This is a genomic window from Herbaspirillum sp. SJZ099, assembly GCF_007828355.1.
Classification (GTDB): Bacteria; Pseudomonadota; Gammaproteobacteria; order Burkholderiales; family Burkholderiaceae_D; genus Herbaspirillum.
The window spans coordinates 118,845-137,726 of the sequence record NZ_VIUO01000002.1 but is presented as its reverse complement, the minus strand read 5'-3'; the positions used below and the strand labels follow the sequence as shown (position 1 = coordinate 137,726).

12 protein-coding genes are annotated in these 18,882 nt (G+C 66.5%); 3 read left to right on the top strand and 9 right to left on the bottom strand.

Translation table 11 applies throughout. The features are described from left to right. Positions 1-25: 25 nt before the first annotated feature. From FB597_RS05650 to FB597_RS05635, 4 genes are all read right to left on the bottom strand, one after another. Complete coding sequence (locus FB597_RS05650) at positions 26-550, bottom strand: class IV adenylate cyclase (RefSeq protein ID WP_144768578.1); 525 nt, start codon at positions 548-550, stop codon at positions 26-28. A gap of 133 nt (positions 551-683) precedes the next feature. Continuing rightward, positions 684-2,195, bottom strand: a complete 1,512-nt coding sequence (locus tag FB597_RS05645) for an efflux transporter outer membrane subunit (protein WP_144768576.1) — start codon at positions 2,193-2,195, stop codon at positions 684-686. Then, positions 2,195-5,362, bottom strand: a complete 3,168-nt coding sequence (locus tag FB597_RS05640) for an efflux RND transporter permease subunit (protein WP_144768574.1) — start codon at positions 5,360-5,362, stop codon at positions 2,195-2,197. The genes FB597_RS05645 and FB597_RS05640 overlap by 1 nt, the downstream gene beginning before the upstream one ends. A gap of 9 nt (positions 5,363-5,371) precedes the next feature. Continuing rightward, on the bottom strand, positions 5,372-6,628 hold the full coding sequence (locus tag FB597_RS05635) for an efflux RND transporter periplasmic adaptor subunit (protein WP_144768572.1): 1,257 nt from the start codon (positions 6,626-6,628) through the stop codon (positions 5,372-5,374). A gap of 239 nt (positions 6,629-6,867) precedes the next feature. On the opposite strand from FB597_RS05635, the gene FB597_RS05630 reads away from it, so the two are divergent. Together FB597_RS05630 and FB597_RS05625 are read left to right on the top strand one after the other, a co-directional pair. Further along, positions 6,868-8,328, top strand: coding sequence for an ATP-binding protein (locus tag FB597_RS05630; protein ID WP_255517086.1), 1,461 nt, complete (start codon positions 6,868-6,870; stop codon positions 8,326-8,328). Beyond that, positions 8,325-9,056, top strand: a complete 732-nt coding sequence (locus tag FB597_RS05625; RefSeq protein ID WP_144768570.1) for a response regulator — start codon at positions 8,325-8,327, stop codon at positions 9,054-9,056. The genes FB597_RS05630 and FB597_RS05625 overlap by 4 nt, the downstream gene beginning before the upstream one ends. Before the next feature lie 101 nt (positions 9,057-9,157). On the opposite strand, the gene FB597_RS05620 is transcribed toward FB597_RS05625, so the two are convergent. The 4 genes from FB597_RS05620 to FB597_RS05605 form a co-directional block, all read right to left on the bottom strand. Further along, the gene (locus FB597_RS05620; protein WP_144768568.1) at positions 9,158-10,708 is read right to left on the bottom strand and encodes a methyl-accepting chemotaxis protein; all 1,551 of its coding nucleotides are present in this window, start codon (positions 10,706-10,708) and stop codon (positions 9,158-9,160) included. Positions 10,709-11,015: 307 nt separating this feature from the next. Further along, the gene (locus tag FB597_RS05615; protein ID WP_144768566.1) at positions 11,016-12,488 is read right to left on the bottom strand and encodes an efflux transporter outer membrane subunit; all 1,473 of its coding nucleotides are present in this window, start codon (positions 12,486-12,488) and stop codon (positions 11,016-11,018) included. Then, complete coding sequence (locus FB597_RS05610) at positions 12,485-13,705, bottom strand: efflux RND transporter periplasmic adaptor subunit (protein WP_144768564.1); 1,221 nt, start codon at positions 13,703-13,705, stop codon at positions 12,485-12,487. The genes FB597_RS05615 and FB597_RS05610 overlap by 4 nt, the downstream gene beginning before the upstream one ends. Before the next feature lie 3 nt (positions 13,706-13,708). Then, the gene (locus FB597_RS05605) at positions 13,709-16,921 is read right to left on the bottom strand and encodes an efflux RND transporter permease subunit (protein ID WP_141914064.1); all 3,213 of its coding nucleotides are present in this window, start codon (positions 16,919-16,921) and stop codon (positions 13,709-13,711) included. Between the two features lie 453 nt (positions 16,922-17,374). Here FB597_RS05605 and FB597_RS05600 point away from each other — a divergent pair, with 453 nt between their 5' ends. Continuing rightward, positions 17,375-18,253, top strand: coding sequence for an oxygenase MpaB family protein (locus FB597_RS05600; RefSeq protein ID WP_144768562.1), 879 nt, complete (start codon positions 17,375-17,377; stop codon positions 18,251-18,253). 136 nt (positions 18,254-18,389) lie between these two features. Here the strand turns inward: FB597_RS05600 and FB597_RS05595 are convergent, their stop codons facing one another. Beyond that, positions 18,390-18,791: a cytochrome c family protein gene (locus tag FB597_RS05595; RefSeq protein WP_144768560.1), complete on the bottom strand. Its 402-nt coding sequence runs from the start codon at positions 18,789-18,791 to the stop codon at positions 18,390-18,392. Between the last annotated feature and the right edge of the window lie 91 nt (positions 18,792-18,882).

Below are 18,882 nucleotides of genomic sequence, written 5' to 3'. Positions count from 1 at the left end.
CGGCGACGGCCAGTGGATCCCTCCGTCAGGCGCCCGCGGGCGCCATGCCGAGCAGATCCACATAAGCCGATTCAATCAGTTGCGCAGGTTCAATGCCGAGCTTTTGCATGATGTCTTCCGCTTCGCGGATGCCGTCCTCGATGGCATCGCCGTCCGATAACACCACTTCAAGTTCGACGAATTCCCCCAGCCCCTGCACCCGGTCCAGATGGATACGGGTTCGCCCCGCATGGAACAGGGTGCGCTGCTTGATGACCCGGCCAGATTCGCCGTAAGCCAGTGACAGGGCCTCGCGCAGGACGGCCGGCTCGGCGGTGGCAGTGCGGACGAAAAAGGATTCCTTGGGGCCGGCCTGATTGGCGCGGCGATAAAAAATCAATTCTCCCTTATCGGCGGAAAACTGGCGGAGCTTCAATCGCCCGGCGTCGCAGCGGAAAAAGGTGTCGTCCTGCGCAATCTCAATGGGGCCCTGGTCGGCAATGCCCTTCACCTTGTGCAGGATGGCTTGGATGCCCGGCATGCGGGCTTTGATTTCTACGTTACGGGACATCGGCAACATCATCCGGAGGGGAAATCCCGATCATCGCCGAAAAATGCGGCGGCGCCAAGACGGCGAGGCGGCGGCAAAACGCCCCGCAGGCCGGAGGCAATCCATCCTGCGGGGCGTTTTCATGGCGCAGCCGTCAGGACGCGCTCTTGCCGTCCGCAACCGCCTGCGGCGGCTGGCTCTGTTCATTCCATCCCCCGCCCAGCACCTTATAGAGCGTGATGCGGTTGCTCTGCTCGGTCAGCCGCAGCGAGATCAGCGTCTGCTGTGCGCTGTACAACGAGCGTTGCGACACCAGCGTCGTCAGGTAACTGTCGATGCCGTTGCGGTAACGCGCTTCCGACAGGCGATAGGATTTCTCGTTGGCCGCCGCCACCCTGGTTTGCGCCTGCATGCGCTGGTCCAGCGTGGCGCGCACCGCCAGCGCATCGGCCACTTCGCGGAACGCAGTCTGGACCGCTTTCTCGTAATTGGCCACATCGATATTGCGCGTGATCTTGGCCGAGTCGAGGCTTGCGCGCAGGCTGCCGGCATTGAAGATGGGCAGGTTGATCGACGGCACAAAGCTCCATGATGCGCTGCCCGGCTTGAACAGCCCGCCCAGCGTTCGGCTGGCGGTGCCGCCGTCGGCCGTCAGCGTGATGCTGGGGAAGAAGGCGGCGCGCGCGGCGCCGATGTCGGCATTGGCCGACTTCAGCGTGTGTTCGGCGGCCAGCACGTCGGGACGGCGCAGCAACACCTCCGACGGCAAGCCGGCCGGCGTCTCCAGCAGCACGCTGGCAGTCTGCGGCAAGCCTTGCGGCAGCAGGGCCTCGTCCAGGTCGGCGCCTGCCATCAGGCGCAGCGCGTTGATGTCTTGCGCCACCTGGGCGGTGTACTGGGCCACATCGGCGCGGGCCGACTCCACGGTCGCTTCCTGGCTGGCCAGGTCGACGCCGGAGACGGTGCCGATGTCATGGCTGCGCTGGCTCAGTTCATACGTGCGCGACTGGCTTTGCAGCGTGTCCTGCGCCAGTTTGAGCAACTCGCGGTCGGCCGCCAGCGTCAGCCAGGCCGTGGCCACTTCGGCGACCAGGCTGATGTGCGTGCTGCGGCGGGTCTCGACCTGGTACTGGTAGGTTTCCAGCGCCGCATCCGAGAGGTTCTTGAGGCGGCCGAAGAAGTCCAGCTCATACGCGCTGATGCCGACCGTGACGCTCTGCTGGTGCGACACGGTGGCGCGGCCGCTGGAGGAGAGCTGCGCCGGCGTGCGGCTGGCGGTGCTGCTGCCGGTGGCGGAAACGGCCGGATAGCGGTCGGCGTCGGTAATGCGGTACTGGGCGCGCGCCTTTTCGATATTGAGCGCGGCCACGCGCAGGTCGCGGTTGTTCTCCAGCGACATGGCGATGACCTGCTGCAGGCGCGGATCGAGGAAGAACTGGCGCCAGCCGATGCTGTCTGCATCGGCCTGTCGCGTTGCCGCCTGGTCGCCGGCTGCGGCAACGATCTGCTTGCCGTCCACCTTTTGCGACCAGTTGGCCGGCACCGGCGCGGCCGGTTGCGCATAGTCCGGCGCCAGGTTGGCGCAGCCGGCCAGCGCGGCGGCCAGGGCCAGCGCCATTGCCGAACGCTGCAGGAAAGTCTTGTTGTTGTCAGCGAGCGTTTGCATCACACGCCCTCCTTTTGCATGGATTGGTCGTCGCCGCGGTCCTCATCGGTCTTGGCCCCGGACTTGCCCTTGCGGTCCAGCCAGGAACCGATCACGAAGTAGAACAGCGGCACGAAGAACAGGCCGAGGATGGTGGCCGAAATCATGCCGCCCAAGACCCCGGTGCCGATCGCGCGGCGGCTGGCCGAGCCGGCGCCGGAGGCGATGGCCAGCGGCAGCACGCCCATCATGAAGGCCAGCGAGGTCATCAGGATCGGGCGCAGCCGCAATTGCACCGCTTCCAGCGTGGCATCCCACAAGGACTTGCCGGACTCGTGCAATTGCTTGGCGAACTCCACGATCAGGATCGCGTTCTTGGCCGACAGCCCCACCGTGGTCAGCAAGCCGACCTGGAAGTAGACGTCGTTGCTCATGCCGAACAAACCGGTCAGCAGCACCGTGCCGACGATGCCCAGCGGCACCGCCAGGATCACCGCGAACGGCACCGACCAGCTCTCATACAGCGCGGCCAGGCACAGGAACACGAACAGGATCGAGATCGCATACAGCATCGGCGCCTGGTTGCCGGACAGGCGTTCCTGGTAGGAGGCGCCGGTCCATTCGAAACCGACGCCGGCGGGCAGTTGGGCCACCAGGTTCTGGACTTCCGTCATGGCGTCGCCCGAACTCACGCCGGCCGCCGGTTCGCCCACGATCTCGAACGAGGACACGCCGTTATAACGTTCCAGCAGCGACGGGCCGAACGACCACTTGCTGCTCATGAAGGCCGAGAACGGCACCATCTGGTCGGCCGAATTACGCACGTACCAGCGGTTCAGGTCTTCGGTCTGCATGCGGAAGGCGGAGTCGCCCTGCACATAGACCTTCTTGACGCGGCCATTGGACAGGAAGTCGTTGACATAGGTGCCGCCCATGGCGGTGGCCATGGTGTCGTTGATGTTGGCGGTCGAGATCGACAGCGCGTCGGCCTTGCGGTCGTCGATGGTCACGCGCAGTTGCGGCGTGTCGTCCAGGCCGGTGGTGCGCACGTTGGCCAGGCGCGGATTCTGGCGCGCCAGCCGCAGGAACTGGTCGCGCGCCTGCACCAGCGCATCGTGGCCGACGCCGCCCACATCCTTGAGCTCAAGGTCGAAGCCGGAGCTCTGGCCCAGGCCGCGCACTGCCGGCGGATTCATCAGGAACACGCGGGCGCCGCGGATCTTGGACAGGTCGGCGTTGGCGCGGCGCACCAGTTCGGCGGCCGACTGGCCGGCGCCGGTACGCGCGCTCCAGTCCTTCAGGCGGATGAAGGCGCGCGCGCCGTTCTGGCTGTTGCCGCCGACGCCGGCGCCGACGATGGCCAGCACCGAGTCCACCACTTCCGGCTTGTTCATGAAGTATTCCTGCACCGTCTTGACCACCGTGCCGGTCTGCTCGGCGGTGGCGCCGGTGGGCAACTGGATCTGCGCCATCAGCACGCCCTGGTCTTCCTCGGGCAGGAAGGAGGTGGGCAGGCGCATGAACATAACCGCCATCGCCGCCACGATCAGCCCATACATCAGGAGACCGCGCTTGCCGCGCCTGAGCAGGCCGCCCACGCCGCCGCGGTAGCGGCCGGCGTTGCGTTCGAAGGTGCGGTTGAACCAGCTGAAGAAACGGCCCTGCTGCACATGGCCGCCGGCATGCGGCTTCAACAGCGTGGCGCACAGCGCCGGGGTCAGCGTCAACGCCACCATCACCGACAGCGCCATGGCCGAGACGATGGTGATCGAGAACTGGCGATAGATCACCCCGGTCGAGCCGCCGAAGAAGGCCATCGGGATGAACACCGCCGACAGCACCATGGCGATGCCGACCAGCGCGCCGGTGATCTCCTGCATGGACTTGCGCGTGGCTTCCTTGGGACTGAGCTTCTGCTCGTTCATCAGGCGCTCGACGTTTTCCACCACCACGATGGCGTCATCCACCAGCAAGCCGATGGCCAGCACCAGGCCGAACATGGTGAGCGTATTGATCGAGTAGCCGAACATGGCGAGGATGCCGAACGTGCCCAGCAGCACCACCGGCACCGTGATGGCCGGAATGAAGGTGGCGCGGATGTTCTGCAGGAACAGATACATGATCAGCACCACCAGCACGATGGCTTCGATCAGGGTCTTGACCACCTCTTCCAGCGACACCCGCACGAACGGCGTGGTGTCATAGGCGATGTTGGTCTTCAGCTTCATCGAGGCCGGGAAGTAGGGCTCGAGTTCGGCCATCTTCTTCTTGACCGCGTCGGCCGTGGCCAGCGCGTTGGCGCCGGTGGCCAGCTGGATCGCCAGCGCCGAGGAAGGCTTGCCGTTCTGCTGCGAGGCGACCTGGTAGCTTTCGCCGCCCAGTTCCACGCGCGCCACGTCCGACAGCTTGACCACCGAACCGTCGCTGGAAGACTTGACGATGATCTGCCTGAACTCGTCGGCCGTGGTCAGCTTGCTGCGCGCGGTGATGGTGGCGTTGATCTGCTGGCCGGGCACCGCCGGCAGCGCGCCGATTTCGCCGGCCGAGACTTCGGTGTTCTGCGCCTCCAGCGCGCTGGTGATGTCGGAAGGCATCAGCGCGTACTTCTGCAGCTTGGCCGGGTCGAGCCAGACGCGCATGGCGTAGTTGGTGCCGAAGGCGGTGACGTCTCCCACGCCTTCGACGCGGCTGATCTGGTCGGTCAGCGTGCTGCTGATGAAGTCGCCGATGTCGATGGCGGTGATGCGCGGGTCGTCCGAGGTCAGCGACATCACCATCAGGATATCGGTAGAGGCCTTGGTCACCGTCACGCCGTTGTTCTGCACCGCCTGCGGCAAGCGCGCGGTGACCTGCTGCAGCTTGTTCTGCACCTGCATCTGCGCCACGTCCGGATTGGTGCCGGCGGTGAAGGTCAGCGACACGGTGGCGCTGCCGGCCGAGCTGGAGCTGGCCGACATGTATTGCAGGTTGTCCAGGCCCTTCATCTGCTGCTCGATCACCTGGGTGACCGAGTCTTCCAGGGTCTTGGCCGAGGCGCCGGTGTAGGTCGCCTTGATGTTGACCTTGGGCGGGGCGATGTCGGGATACTGCTCCAGCGACAGCGAGCGGATCGACATCAGGCCGCCCAGCATGATGATGATGGCGATGACCCACGCGAAGATGGGCCGGTCGATAAAGAAACGTGCCATGTGCGCCCCTTACTTCGCGCCGCCGGCGTCGCCGCCGAGGGACGGGTCGGCGGCCGCCGCAGCCGCTTCCCTGGCGAGATCCTTCTGCAGGGTGTCGGTGATGTCGATGGCGCGCGGCACGTCGCCGCTGCGCACTTTCTGCAAGCCGTCGACGATCACCTTGTCGCCGGGCTTGATGCCCTTGGTCACCCACCAGTTATTGCCCACCGCGCGGGCCACCGTCAGCAGGCGCTGCTCGACCTTGCCGCCCTCGCCGATCACCAGCGCGGTCGCGGCGCCGGTCTGGTCGCGGCTGACCGCCTTTTGCGGCACCAGCATGGCCTGCTCGTCCACGCCCTCTTCCAGCACCGCGCGCACATAGGCCCCCGGCAGCAGGATGCCATCCGGATTGGGCACCACCGCGCGCAGCGTGATCATGCCGGTGCCGGTGTCGACCGACAGGCCGGAGAATTCCAGCTTGCCCGGGCGCTCGTAGGTGGAACCGTCTTCCAGCACGATCTTGACCGGCGCCGAATTCTCGCCGCTCTTCTTGATCTGGCCGCTGGCCAGCTCGCGCCGCAGGCGCAGCAGTTCCACCGTCGATTGCGTCACGTCCACGTAGATTGGGTCGATCTGCTGCACCGTGGTCAGCGCGGTGGTCTGGCTGGCCGTCACCAGCGCGCCCGGCGTCACGCTCGACTTCTCGATGCGGCCGGAAATGGGCGACAGGATCCGGGTGTATTCGAGGTTGATGGCGGCGGTCTTGACGGCCGCCTTCTGCACTTCGACGTCGGCCTGGTTCTGGCGCAGCGTGCTCTGGGCGTCGTCGTTGTCCTGCTTGGCGACGGCGTCGATCTTGTCCAGTTCGGCGTAGCGCTGGGCCTTCAGGCGGGAGGAAGCCAGCGTGGCCTCGGCCTTGAGCAGCGAGGCCTTGGCGCTGTCATAGGCGGCCTGGTAGCTGGCGGCGTCGATCTGGTACAGCGGCTGTCCCTGCCTGACCGTCGCGCCTTCCTTGAACAGGCGCTTCTGGATGATGCCGCCCACCTGCGGGCGGATATCGGCCGTCAGGTAGGCGGTAGTGCGGCCGGGCAGTTCGGTGGTGAGCGCCTGGCGCTGGACCTTGACCACCACGTAGCCGACCTCGGACTGGGCCTGGGCCGGCGGCTGGTTGCCGGATCTGGAGCAGGCCGCCAGCGCGGCGGCCAGCATCAGGGCCGCGGCCAGGCGGGTCATCGCCGGCAGGCCGGGCAGGGAAACGGAACGGGATGAAATATTCTTGTCGGGCATCGTCGTTGGCTTTCTGCCCGTCCGTTTGCTTGAAATTCTGGCAAGGGCCGGGCGTAATGAACTGAATAAACTGCTTGGACCTTGCATCATAAAAACAAAATGTGGAGGAAAATTGAGTAAAACCGCATTTACAACATCCTCGCCCCCACGCCTCTTATCTTGCTAAGCTGGCGCCTGTTGCCGGCCATGCATGGCGCCCGCCGCCATCTTCACATCTTTTTACAAACCGATTTCCAGCCGTGTCCAGATTCCTCCCCCATCCGATAGCGGACCTGACCGACCGCTTCTTTTACCGCGCCAACATCCGCCTCAAGCTGTTCTACGCGATGCTGGCGCTGATCGTGGCGCTGATCGCCGCGATCAACGGCGCGGGACACTACATTTTCACGCGCGATTTCCTCGGTTATCTCAACGAGCAGGCGCAGCAACGCATGGAAGACCTGATCCCGCGCGTGGAACAGGCCTACCGCGCCAACGGCAACTGGGATTTCATCCGCAACAACCCCCGCACCTGGTTCGAACTGATGAAACCGGCCATCGTCGAGCACAGCGGCGCCGCCCCCGGCCCGACCTTCACGCCCTCCGACCTGACCGGCGCCACGCTGCGCTTCTCGCTGCTCGATGCCAACCGCAAGCTGGTCATCGGCTACCCCGACATCGGCCCCGACGCGCGCCTGCGCCCGCTCATGCAAGACGACGCCATTGTCGGCTGGATCGCGCAGACGCCGTTCGAAAACGTGATCGGCGCGGTCGACCTGCGCTTCCAGCAGAGCCAGTTCCTGGCACAGATCATCATCGCCGCCGTCGCCATCATGCTGGCGGCCTTCATGGTGATACGCATCTCCGGGGTGCTGCTGCAGCCCCTCTCGCGCGTGGCGCGCGCCACCCACCGGCTGGCCGGCGGCGACTATGCGATCCGGGTGGAAGTCCAATCGGGCGACGAAATCGGCCGGCTGGCGCAGGACTTCAACCAACTGGCCACGACGCTGGAACGCAACGAGAAGCTGCGGCGCGAATTCATGGCCGACGTCTCGCACGAACTGCGCACGCCGCTGGGCATCCTCAACGGCCAGCTGGAAGCGCTGGAAGATGGCGTGCTGCAGCCCGATGAGCAGACCCTGCGCTCGCTCAAGAGCGAAGTCGACCACCTCAACAAGCTGGTGGACGATCTCTACGACCTGTCGCTGGCCGACGCCGGCGCGCTGGCCTACCGCAAAGCCGACATCGACCTGGCGCCGCTGCTGCGCGACACCGCCCGCAACTATGAAGAGGGCTTCCGCAAACGCGGACTGGATATCGTCCTGCGCCTGCCCGAATCGATACCGTTGCACGCCGACGGCGCGCGCCTGCAGCAACTGTTGAACAACCTGTTCGAGAACAGCCTGCGCTACACCGACCGGGGCGGCAGGCTGGAGCTGCGCTGCAGCCTGCAACAACAGCAGCAGCAATGGCAACTGCTCCTGGACGACAGCGCGCCGGGGGTGGAAGCGCCGGCACTGGCGCGCCTGTTCGAGCGCTTCTTCCGGGTCGAGGCTTCGCGCAACCGCGCCAGCGGCGGCGCCGGCCTGGGCCTGGCGATCTGCCGCCGCATCGTCGAGGCGCACCGTGGCGTCATCAGCGCCGAGGCCTCGCCCCTGGGCGGCCTGCGCGTGACCATCTTGCTGCCGGCGGGATTGCCGGCCCCGGAGGCAACGGCATGAGCGACAATTTCCAGTTCGAAGCGCCTGCCAGCGCCGAGATCCTGATCGTCGAAGACGAGCCCAAGCTGGCCGAGCTGCTGCAGAAATACCTGGCCGCCGCCGGCTACGGTTCGCGCCACGTGGCCCACGGCGACGACGCGGTGCCGGCGGTGCGCGCCAGGCTGCCCGACCTGGTGCTGCTGGACATCATGCTGCCCGGACGCACCGGCTGGGACATTTGCCGCGAGCTGCGCAGCTTCACCGACGTGCCGGTGCTGATGCTGACTGCGCGGGTGGAAGAAGAAGACCGCCTGCGCGGCCTGGAGCTGGGCGCCGACGATTACATCTGCAAGACCCCGTTCAGTCCGCGCGAGATCGTGGCGCGCGTCAAATCCATGCTCCGCCGCAACGGCCGCCTGCGGCGCACGCCCAACGCTGCGCCGGCAGCCTCGGCAGCGTCGCCGCTGCTCATCGACGACGCCCGCCTCCAGGCCAGCGTGCGCGGCGAGGCGCTGGCCCTCACGCCGCTCGAATTCCGCCTGCTCAAGACCTTCGTCAGCGCGCCGGGGCAAGTGTTCTCGCGCGAGCAGCTGCTCAACCACCTGCACGACGAATACCGCTCGGTCACCGACCGCGCCATCGACACCCATATCAAGAACCTGCGGCGCAAGCTGGAGCCGTTCTTCCCCGGCCACAACGCGATCCAGGCGGTGTATGGGGTCGGCTACAGCTTCGAACTGCCGGAGTAGCTCCAGGCCGGCCTGACGCAAGACCTCACGCTAGGCTTCACGCAAAAAAGCCCGCGCCATCCATGACGCGGGCTCTTGCAACTAGTCAAGCGGCGGCGCGCTCAGTGCCTGAGCTTGAACACCCCGACCACCTGTTGCAGGCGACCGGCCTGGTCTTGCAGCGACTGTGCGGCGGCGGCGGCTTCTTCGACCAGCGCGGCGTTTTGCTGGGTGACTTCGTCCATCTGCGTGATGGCGCGATTGATCTCCTCCAGGCCGGTGCTCTGCTCCTGCGTGGCGGCGGTAATCTCGCTGACCACGTCGGTCACGCGCTGCACGCTGCTGACGATCTCGCTCATGGTGGCGCCGGCCTGCTCGACCAGCGCGCTGCCGGCATCGACCTTGCCGACCGAGTCGTCGATCAGTTGCTTGATCTCCTTGGCGGCGGCGGCCGAACGTTGCGCCAGCGAGCGCACCTCCGACGCCACCACCGCGAAGCCGCGCCCCTGCTCGCCGGCGCGCGCGGCTTCCACCGCCGCATTGAGCGCCAGGATGTTGGTCTGGAAGGCGATGCCGTCGATCACGCTGATGATGTCCACGATCTTCCTGGACGAGGCGTTGATCGAGCCCATGGTCTCCACCACCTGGCCCACCACGCTGCCGCCCTGGCTTGCGATCTCGGAAGCGGATACCGCCAGCTGGTTGGCCTGGCGCGCGTTGTCGGCATTCTGCTTGACGGTGGAAGTCAGCTGCTCCATCGCCGAAGCGGTCTCTTCCAGCGAGCCGGCCTGCTGCTCGGTGCGCGAGGACAGGTCGAGGTTGCCGCTGGCGATCTCGGACGAGGCCGTGCTGATGGTGTCGGTGCCGATGCGCACTTCGCCGACGATCTTTTGCAGGCTGTCGTTCATGGCCTTGAGCGACTGCATCAGCTGACCGGTCTCGTCGGTGCCGGTGGCGCGGATATCCACCGTCAGGTCGCCCTGCGCCACGCGCTGCGCGACCTCGACCGCGTCGCCCAGCGGCCGCGACACGATGCGCGCCACGCTCATGGCCAGGCCGAAGGCGATCACCACGATCGCCGCCAGCAAGCTGCCGATCCACAGCTTGGCTGCCTCGTACATGTCCGCGGCAGCCTGGTCCGAACGCAAGCTGCCTGCGTCGTTGATCTTGACGATGCCGTCAAGCTGCTCGTTCATCGTGCGAAACAGCTTGTTCGACTCGCCCTTGAACAGCGCCCGCGCCTCTTCTTCCTTGCCTTCAATGGCCAGGGCCTTGACCTGCTTGCTGACGTCGAGATACGTGGCGAAGGTCTTGGAAAACTGGCCGTAGAGGGCCTTCTCTTCCGCCTCCGATATCGTTGCCTCGTAGGCGGCGCGTTGCTTGGCGATGATGCCAAGGCGTGTATTGATGGCCTTTTCGGCATCCTCCCGGTCGCTTGGCTGGTTGGCCGTCACTATCTGCAATTCGGAGATGCGCATGCGCGGCATCGATGCCTGGATGGCTTGCGCGGCCTTGATGGCCGGCAACCAGTTGTGCGCAATCTCGGTGGAAGCCTGGTTCACCGCACTGAGCTGGCGTATGGCAAAGCCTCCCAGGATCACCGTCAGCAAGATCACCGCGGTGAAGGAAAGAATCAATTTTCTGGCTATTTTCAAGTTGTAGAACCAGTTCATGGCACCCTCGAATTGACGATTGATACAAAGTCCCCTTACTCATTCTATGCAGGGGGGGAATGTGCCATATCGGCAAGCAAAGATGGGTTTAGCCGGCAATTTTGCCCTTGGCGGACAGTTGCCCGTCAGCATGACAGACCACTGTCAGCAAGCTGTCAGCAGCGCCAGGCATGAAGCGGCGCGGCCTTGCCATTGAATCAAGGGATGGTCCATGGGAAATGCGGCTGTGGATTGCGACGGTGCATCAAGGGCCAGCGTTTCTCCCATGGTGGAGATGGGTTGAGGGACAGATGCTGCGCCGGCGCAATTATTTGTCCGCCACCGGGCTGGCCGCCCGGGCTTGCGGCGGGAACGCCGCGTCATGCCGCGCAGGCCAGTCGCCCCCAAGCGCCTTGAACAGGAACACCGACACCAGCAGCCGCTGCCCCATCAATTGCGCCGCCTGCCGTTCGCTGTTGAGCAACGCCTGCTGCGCGGTGATGACGTCGAGGTAGGGCGTGACGCCGCCGTCGTAGCGGCTGTTGGCCAGCTCCAGCACCCGGCGCGCGCTGGCGATGGCCGCTTGCGACTGGCGGTAGGCGCGGTCCAGCGAGGCGATGCCGGTGATGCCGTCTTCCACTTCCTGCATGGCGGTGAGCACGGTGCGGCGGTAGGCGGCGACCGCGGCTTCGTATCCGGCCTGGGTGAAATCCACGCCGGCGCGCAGGCGCCCGGCATCGAACAGGCTTTGCGTGGCCGACACGCCGAGCGACCACAACATGCTGGGCGCGTTGAACAGTGCGCCCCAGTTGCGGCTGTCGACGCCGTAGGCAGGCTGCAGCATGAAGCTCGGATAAAACGCCGCGCTGGCCACGCCGATCTGGGCGTTGGCGGCAGCCATGGCGCGTTCGGCCGAGGCGATATCGGGACGCCGCTCCAGCAGGTCGGACGGCACGCCGAGCGGGATGTCGGGGAACGCGATGGCCGCGGTCGACGGCGCGATCGAGAAACCGGGCGCCGGGACGCCGGTCAGCGTGGCGATGGCATGCTGGTACTGCGCGCGCTGCTTGCCCAGGATATCGACCTGGGTCAGCGTGCTGTCCAGCAATGCCTGCTGCTGGGCCACATCGAGGCCCGAGGTGGCGCCCAGGTCGTGGCGCGCAGTGGCCAGTTCCAGCGCGCGGCGTTGCAGCGCAATGGCGCGCACGACCACGTCGAGTTCGATATCCAGCGCGCGCAGGTTGAAATAATTGCTGGCCAGTTCGGCCGTGAGCAGCAGGCGGGTGTTTTCTAAATCGGCCGCCGACTGTTGCGCCGATGCCGCCGCGCCTTCCACCGAACGCTGCACGCGGCCGAACAGGTCGAGCTCATAGCTGACGTTGAGGCCCAGCGCGAAGTCGTTCTGCACCGTGGCATAGTTGGGCGAGTTGTAGTTGGTCAGCGGGCGGTTGGCGGAAATGCGCTGGCGCGCCGCGCGCGCATTGATGCCGACCTGCGGATACTGCCCGGCCGACGCCACATTCAGTTGCGCGCGCGCCTGCGACAGGCGCGCCGCGGCAATCGCCAGGGTCTGGTTGCCGGCCAGCGCCTGCGCTTGCAGCGCGTTCAGCTGGGCATCGCCGAAGCGCTCCCACCATGCGCCGCGCGCGGCGGCGTCCTGCGGCTGCATCGGGCGCCACGGCGCCTGCGGCGTCCAGGCGGCGGGCATGTCGACCTGCGGTTTCTTGTAATCCGGCCCGGCGGCGCAACCGGCCAGCGCCAGCGCGCAAGCCAGGGCGGTCAGCGTGCGGCGGACGGTCACGATGCGGCCTCTTTCTTGCCGCCTTCCTTCTGCTCCATGCTCGGCACGACCTGGTCGCCTTCGGCCAGCGAATCGGAAGGATTGAGGATCAGCTTTTCATTGCCTTCCAGGCCGTCCAGCACCTCGACCGTCAAGCCGAGGTTGCGCCCGACCTGCACCTTCTTCAGGCGCACCTTGTCGTGCCCATCCACCGCCGCCACCATCGCCCCGTCGCGCCGGAACATCAGGGTGTCCGCCGATACCAGCAAGGTACCGCTGGGCTTGAGCGGCAGCGAAACCTGGACGAAGGCGCCCGGCAGCAAGGCGTTGTCGGCGTTGGGCAGGCTGACCTCGATCTGCATCGCGCGGGTCGACGGGTCGATCGAGCCGGCGGTGCGTGCGACTTTGCCTTCAAACTTGCGGCCGCGCAGTTCGGCCTGGGTGACGACCACCTTCTGGCCCGGCTTGACCAGGTTGGCGTAAGACTGCGGCACGTTCACATACACCCGCAGCGGGTCGGTCTGCGACAGCACGAACAGCGCGCGCCCGGCGCCCGGATCGATCAGGTCGCCCACATCGACGTTGCGGCGCGTGATGATGCCGGAGAACGGCGCGACGATACGCTTGAAACCTTCTACCTGGCGCAGGCGCTCGACGTTGGCTTCGGCCGCGGCCAGGTTGGCGCTGGCCTGGGCGTAGGCGCTGCGGCGCTCATCGACTTCCTGCTGCGACACCGCGTCCTTCTTGCGCAGCGCTTCCCAGCGCGCCATCGAGCTCTTGGCCAGCTCCATGCTGGAAGCGGCCTGGCCGCGCGCGGCCACGGCCTGCGACAGCTGCTGGTCGATTTCCGGCGTATCCAGTTCGGCCAGCAGTTCGCCCTTCTTCACTTCGCTGCCGATGTCCTTGTACCAGCGCTTGAGGTAGCCGGAGGAACGCGCGGAAATGGGCGACTGCACGAAGCCCTGCAGCGTGCCCGGCAACGCCAGGGTCTGGCCTTCGGCGCTGCTCCTGGCTTCGGTCACGCGCACGAATACCTTGGCGCGCTCGGCGGTGCCGGCCTGCAGTTCGCGCGCGTTGACCACGCGGCTGATGATGGTGCGCGCCGCGCCCGCGGCCAGCAAAATCAGCACCACCACCAGCACCAGCCTGGCGCGCCTGGTCATCTGCCGGCGCTTCAACAGCTCGCCCTCATCGGGCAGGGCGTGGATGCCCAGTTCGGAATGGCGTTCTTGCGACATGACTCAATTCTCCTGTACGTGCCCGGCCGGCGGCACAGGCGATCCGCGCCGCTCCGCCCGGCGGGCCAGTCTCTGATGCACGCCGGCGAATACCACCGGCACGAAAAACAATGTCGATACGGTGGCCAGCAGCAGGCCGCCGATCACCGCGCGCCCCAGCGGCGCATTCTGCTCGGCGCCCTCGCCCAGGCCCAGCGCCATGGGGATCATGCCGATGATCATCGCCAGCGCCGTCATCAGCACCGGCCGGATGCGGGTCGCGCCCGACTCCAGCGCGGCGGCCAGCGGCGTGGCGCCTTCCTCCCTGCGCTGGCGCGCGAACGCCACGATCAGGATACTGTTGGCGGTGGCCACGCCCATGGTCATGATGGCCCCGGTCAGCGCCGGCACCGACAGCGTGGTGCCGGTAATGAACAGCATCCAGGCGATGCCGGCCAGCGCCGCCGGCAACGCGGCGATGATGATAGCGGCGTCGATCCACGACTGGAAGTTGACCACCACCAGCAGGTAGACCAGCACGATGGCCATCGCCAGGCCGACACCCAAACCGATGAAGGAAGACTGCATGGTTTCCACCTGGCCGCGGATCGCCACCTGGCTGCCGCGCGGCAGTTTTGGCTTGACCTGCTCCACCAGCTTTTCCACCTTGCCGGCCACGCTGGCCAGGTCGGTGCCCTGCACGCTGACGAACACGTCGATGGCCGGCGAGATGTTGTAGCGCGAGGCGATCGCCATCTGGCGCCCGGCGCGCACATCGACCAGGTTGCCCAGCAATTGCGTGTTGGCGTTGGCGAGCGACGCATTGGACGCGGCGTTGGCGCCGGCGCCGACCGGGATGTTGAGCAGCGCATCCAGCGAATCGACCGTGTATTGCGGCGACTGCACCGCGATGCTGTAGACCACGCCGTTGTTAGGGTTGAGCCAGAACGCCGGCTGCGTCTGCGAGCTGCCCGACAGCGCGATCAGCAGGTTCTGGCCGACGTTGGAGGCCGACAGGCCGAACTGCTGCAAGCGCGTGCGGTCGATGCGCAGGTCCAGCGCCGGGCCGTCCAGGCGCTGGTGCACGTGGGCGTCGACGGCGCCGGGGATCTGCCGGATCTGCTTGGTCAGCTCGGCCGCCAGTTCGGCATTCTTCTCCATGTTGGCGCCGGTGAACTGCACGTCGATGGCGGCCGGCAAGCCGAAGTTGAGGATCTGGGTGACGATGTCGGCCGGCTGGAAGAAAAACTCCACGCCCGGGAAACGCTTGGGCAATTCCGCGCGCAGCAGCGCCATCAGCTCTTCGCTGGGACGGTGGCCTTCCTTGAGCGCCATCAGCATTTCGCCGTCCAGCGTGCCGATGGTGCCGGCGTTGCTGTAGGAAAGGTTGATGCCGGAGTTGGGCACGCCGAGGTTGTCGAGGATGGTTTCCAGTTCGCTCGGGGGAATCAGTTCGCGGATCACCTGCTCGACCTGGTCGGCCAGGCGCGCGGTCTCTTCGATGCGGGTGCCGGTGGGCGCGCGCATGTGCAGGCGCAACTGGCCGGCATCGACGCTGGGGAAGAAGTCGCGCCCGAGGAACGGATACAGCAGGCAGGACAGCAGGCAGAAGCCGAGGAAGCCCAGCGCGAAGCGGCGCCGGTGCGACAGCAGCGAGGACAGCACCAGCGTATAGCCGCGCCGCACGCGCTCGAAACGGTTGTCGAAAGCCAGGTAGACGCGCTGCAGCAGGCTCTTCTTGGCGCTGTCGACCTGGCCGTGGCTGCCCATGAGCAGCATCACCAGCGTCGGCACCAGGGTGCGCGACAGGATATAGGAGGCCACCATCGCGAACACCACCGCCTCGGCCAGCGGCACGAACAAAAAGCGCGCCACGCCGGAGAGGAAGAACATCGGCACGAACACGATGCAGATGCACAGCGTGGAGACGAAGGCCGGCACGCCTATCTCGCCGGCGCCGACGATGATGGCGTCGTGCAGCGGCTTGCCCAGGTGCATGTGGCGCTCGATGTTCTCGATGGTGACGATGGCCTGGTCCACCAGGATGCCGACCGACAGCGCCAGGCCGCCCAGCGTCATCAGGTTGAGCGTCTCGCCCAGCGCCGCCAGCGCCAGGATGGCGGCCATGATCGACAGCGGGATGGTCAGGCCGATGATCAGCGTGCTGCGCCAGTTGCCCAGGAACAGCAGCACCATCGCCGCGGTCAGGCCGGCGGCGATCAGGGCTTCGCTGATCACGCCGGCCACGGCCGCTTTCACGAACAGCGACTGGTCGAATAGCGGCGTGATCTTGACGTCTTCCGGCAAGGTCTGCTGCGCCTGCGGCAGCATCTTGCGCAGGTTGGCGACGATGTCCAGCGTGGAGGCGCCGCCGTTCTTGAGGATCGACAGCAACACGCCGCGCGCGCCGTCCTGGCGCACCACGTTGGTCTGCGGCGAGAAGCCGTCGCGTACGTTGGCCACGTCCTTCAGGTAGATGGTGGCGCCGTTGGCGGTGCGCACCGGCAGTTCGTTCAGGCCGGCCACCGCTTCCGGCGAGCCGTTCATCTTGACCGTGTATTCGGTGGCGCCGAACTTGGCGGTGCCCGAGGGCAGGATCAGGTTCTGCGTGTTGACCGCGTTGACCACGTCGATCGGCGCCAGCCCGCGCGCCTGCAGGGCTTGCGTATCGAGGTCCACCGAGATCAGGCGCGACTTGCCGCCGTAGGGATAGGGCACGGCCACGCCGGGGATGGTGATCAGTTGCGGGCGCAGCGTCTGCACCGCGGCGTCGAACACGGTCTGTTCCGGCAGGGTCGGCGACGACAGCGCCAGCTGCATCACCGGAATACTGGAGGCCGAGTACTTGATCACCAGCGGCGGCGTGATGCCCGGCGGCAGCTGGCGCACCTGCGACTGCACCGAGGCCACCACCTGCGCGATGGCCTGCTGGATGTTGGCCTTGGGCTGGAAGAACACCTTGATCACCGACACCCCGGCCAGCGATTGCGACTCGATGTGCTCGATGTCGCTCACCACCGTGGTCAGCCCGCGCTCGTTCTGGGCAGCGATGCGCTGGCCCATTTCCTGGGCCGACAGGCCGTTGTAGTTCCAGATGATGCTGACCACCGGGATATTGATTTCCGGGAAGATGTCGGTGGCCATGTTGAGCAGGGTCAACGGCGTGGCGAGGACGATCAGCATCGCCATCACGATGAAGGTGTACGGGCGGCGCAAGGCCAGCGCAACCATGTTCATGGGGTGGAACTCATTTCATCAATAGGCGCGGGCCGGCGCGCGTCGATCGTCTCCGGCTATTGCCGGAGACGCCGCGGCGTGTCGTGAGCGCCCTCTTTTGCTTGTTTCTTGTCATGCGCGGCCGCGCGTATCCCCTGTGCGGCCCCGCTCCCTGATTTCCAGTCCTGATGCCTTGCCGGGCCGCCGCCCCTTCCGCGCGGCTTTCGCCTGTGCGGACCTGATGTCCTGGGACCTGTTCTTGTTCGTGAGCAGCCTGCAGCGCCGGTTATTGTAGCGGCGCACAACACGGCGTGCCGGCCGGCGGGCAGGAATTTTTTCTGACAGAAATGTCAGTTAGGCGCGCCCGCCGCGGCCACTGCTGAGAGACGCCGGCAGCGGCCGGCAGGCTGTGGCAAACTGCATGCCGGCCGTTGTCGAAAGCGGCCGCCTCCCATCACCCCCGATTCTCACCGTATGGAATTCCTGCGCAAGCGCATCGAGGCCAGCGTGCTGGCCATCAGCCGTCCGCCCGGCAGCGCCGACTTCCTCAACCCGCCCGGCGACCCCGGCCTGTTCGGCCCCGATTCGGCCGCCTGGCAGGTGCACAGCGACTTCACCGCCATGCTGGCCGGCGGCGTGGCGGCGCTGCTGCTGCAGATGCTGCATCCGCTGCCGCTGGCCGGCGTGTGGGACCATTCCAATTTCCAGGACGACATGCTGGGCCGCCTGCGCCGCACCGCGCAGTTCATCGCCGGCACCACCTTCGGCAGCCGCGCCGACGCCGAACGGCTGATCGCGCGCGTCAGGCATATCCACCTGCAAGTCAGCGGCACCGCCCCCGACGGCACGCCCTATGCCGCCAGCGACCCGGCATTGTTGAGCTGGGTGCACGCGGCCGAGGTCAGCTGCTTCTTGCGCGCCTACCTGCGCTACCGCAACCCGGATTTCCCGCCCGCCAGGCAGGATCGCTACTTCGATGAGATGGCGCAGGTGACCGAAGCGCTGGGCGCGCAGGATGTGCCGCGTTCGCGCGCGGCGGTCGATGCCTATATCGAAGGAATGCGCCCGCAACTGCGCTGCGACGACCGCACCCGCAAGACGCTGGAACTGGTGTTGAACGCGCCGGCGCCCAACGCGCTGGCCCTGCCGTGGACGCGGCTGATGATGCGCGCCGGGATCGACCTGTTGCCGGACTGGGCGCAGCAGATGCTGGGCGTGACGCAACGCTCGCCCGCGCGCAGCGCCATGCTGACCCGCTCGGTAGCGGTCGCCGCCGTGCCGTTGCGCTGGGCGGTGCGCAACGGCTCGATCCACCTGGCGCGCCGGCGCATGGGGCTGGCGCCGTTTGGCTGAGCCATCCGGCAATTCCCGTCGTCCCGGCGCAAGCCTGGACCCAGTGGCGTTTGTCATGCCTCGATGTCTGCCGGACGACGCTGGGTCCTGACTTTCGTCAGGACGACGGCAATAAGAAGAAGTTGATGTCCGCGACCTATTTGACGCTGCGCAGGTAAGCCAAAATGTCGTCGATCTGGCGGTCGCTGCCGATGCCCCAGAAACGCATCTTGTTGCCCGGCACCACATCGCCGGGCGCCTTCATGAACGCGCGCAGCTTGTCTTCGCTCCAGACGAAACCGGCGTTCGCCATCGCCGGCGAATATTTGTAGTCGGCGGTGGAACCGGCGCGGCGCCCGATCACCCGGTACAACTGCGGCCCGAAGCCGCCGCGCGCGGATGGCCCGACCTGATGGCAACTGGCGCACTTGGCGAAGGCGGCGCGGCCGGCCGCCGCATCGCCGGCGGCACAGGCCGGCGCTGACAGGAAGGCAAGCAGCGACGCCAGGGAGGCGGCGCGCCACAGGGAAACGGAACGGGCAAGACAGGCTGGCGGCATGGCATCGGGGTCGGAACATGAAGCGGCGCTCTCGATTCTATCCGCAAAGCGTTTTCACTCTGATGCCGGCCACCCGTTCAGGCTCGCTTGC

What these genes read in the sequence shown, in the direction of transcription:
- FB597_RS05650 (WP_144768578.1), bottom strand. Translation starts at nt 550, where the DNA reads ATGTCCCGTAACGTAGAAATCAAAGCCCGCATGCCGGGCATCCAAGCC.
- FB597_RS05645 (WP_144768576.1), bottom strand. Translation starts at nt 2,195, where the DNA reads ATGCAAACGCTCGCTGACAACAACAAGACTTTCCTGCAGCGTTCGGCA.
- FB597_RS05640 (WP_144768574.1), bottom strand. Translation starts at nt 5,362, where the DNA reads ATGGCACGTTTCTTTATCGACCGGCCCATCTTCGCGTGGGTCATCGCC.
- FB597_RS05635 (WP_144768572.1), bottom strand. Translation starts at nt 6,628, where the DNA reads ATGCCCGACAAGAATATTTCATCCCGTTCCGTTTCCCTGCCCGGCCTG.
- FB597_RS05625 (WP_144768570.1), top strand. Translation starts at nt 8,325, where the DNA reads ATGAGCGACAATTTCCAGTTCGAAGCGCCTGCCAGCGCCGAGATCCTG.
- FB597_RS05620 (WP_144768568.1), bottom strand. Translation starts at nt 10,708, where the DNA reads ATGAACTGGTTCTACAACTTGAAAATAGCCAGAAAATTGATTCTTTCC.
- FB597_RS05610 (WP_144768564.1), bottom strand. Translation starts at nt 13,705, where the DNA reads ATGTCGCAAGAACGCCATTCCGAACTGGGCATCCACGCCCTGCCCGAT.
- FB597_RS05605 (WP_141914064.1), bottom strand. Translation starts at nt 16,921, where the DNA reads ATGAACATGGTTGCGCTGGCCTTGCGCCGCCCGTACACCTTCATCGTG.
- FB597_RS05600 (WP_144768562.1), top strand. Translation starts at nt 17,375, where the DNA reads ATGGAATTCCTGCGCAAGCGCATCGAGGCCAGCGTGCTGGCCATCAGC.
- FB597_RS05595 (WP_144768560.1), bottom strand. Translation starts at nt 18,791, where the DNA reads ATGCCGCCAGCCTGTCTTGCCCGTTCCGTTTCCCTGTGGCGCGCCGCC.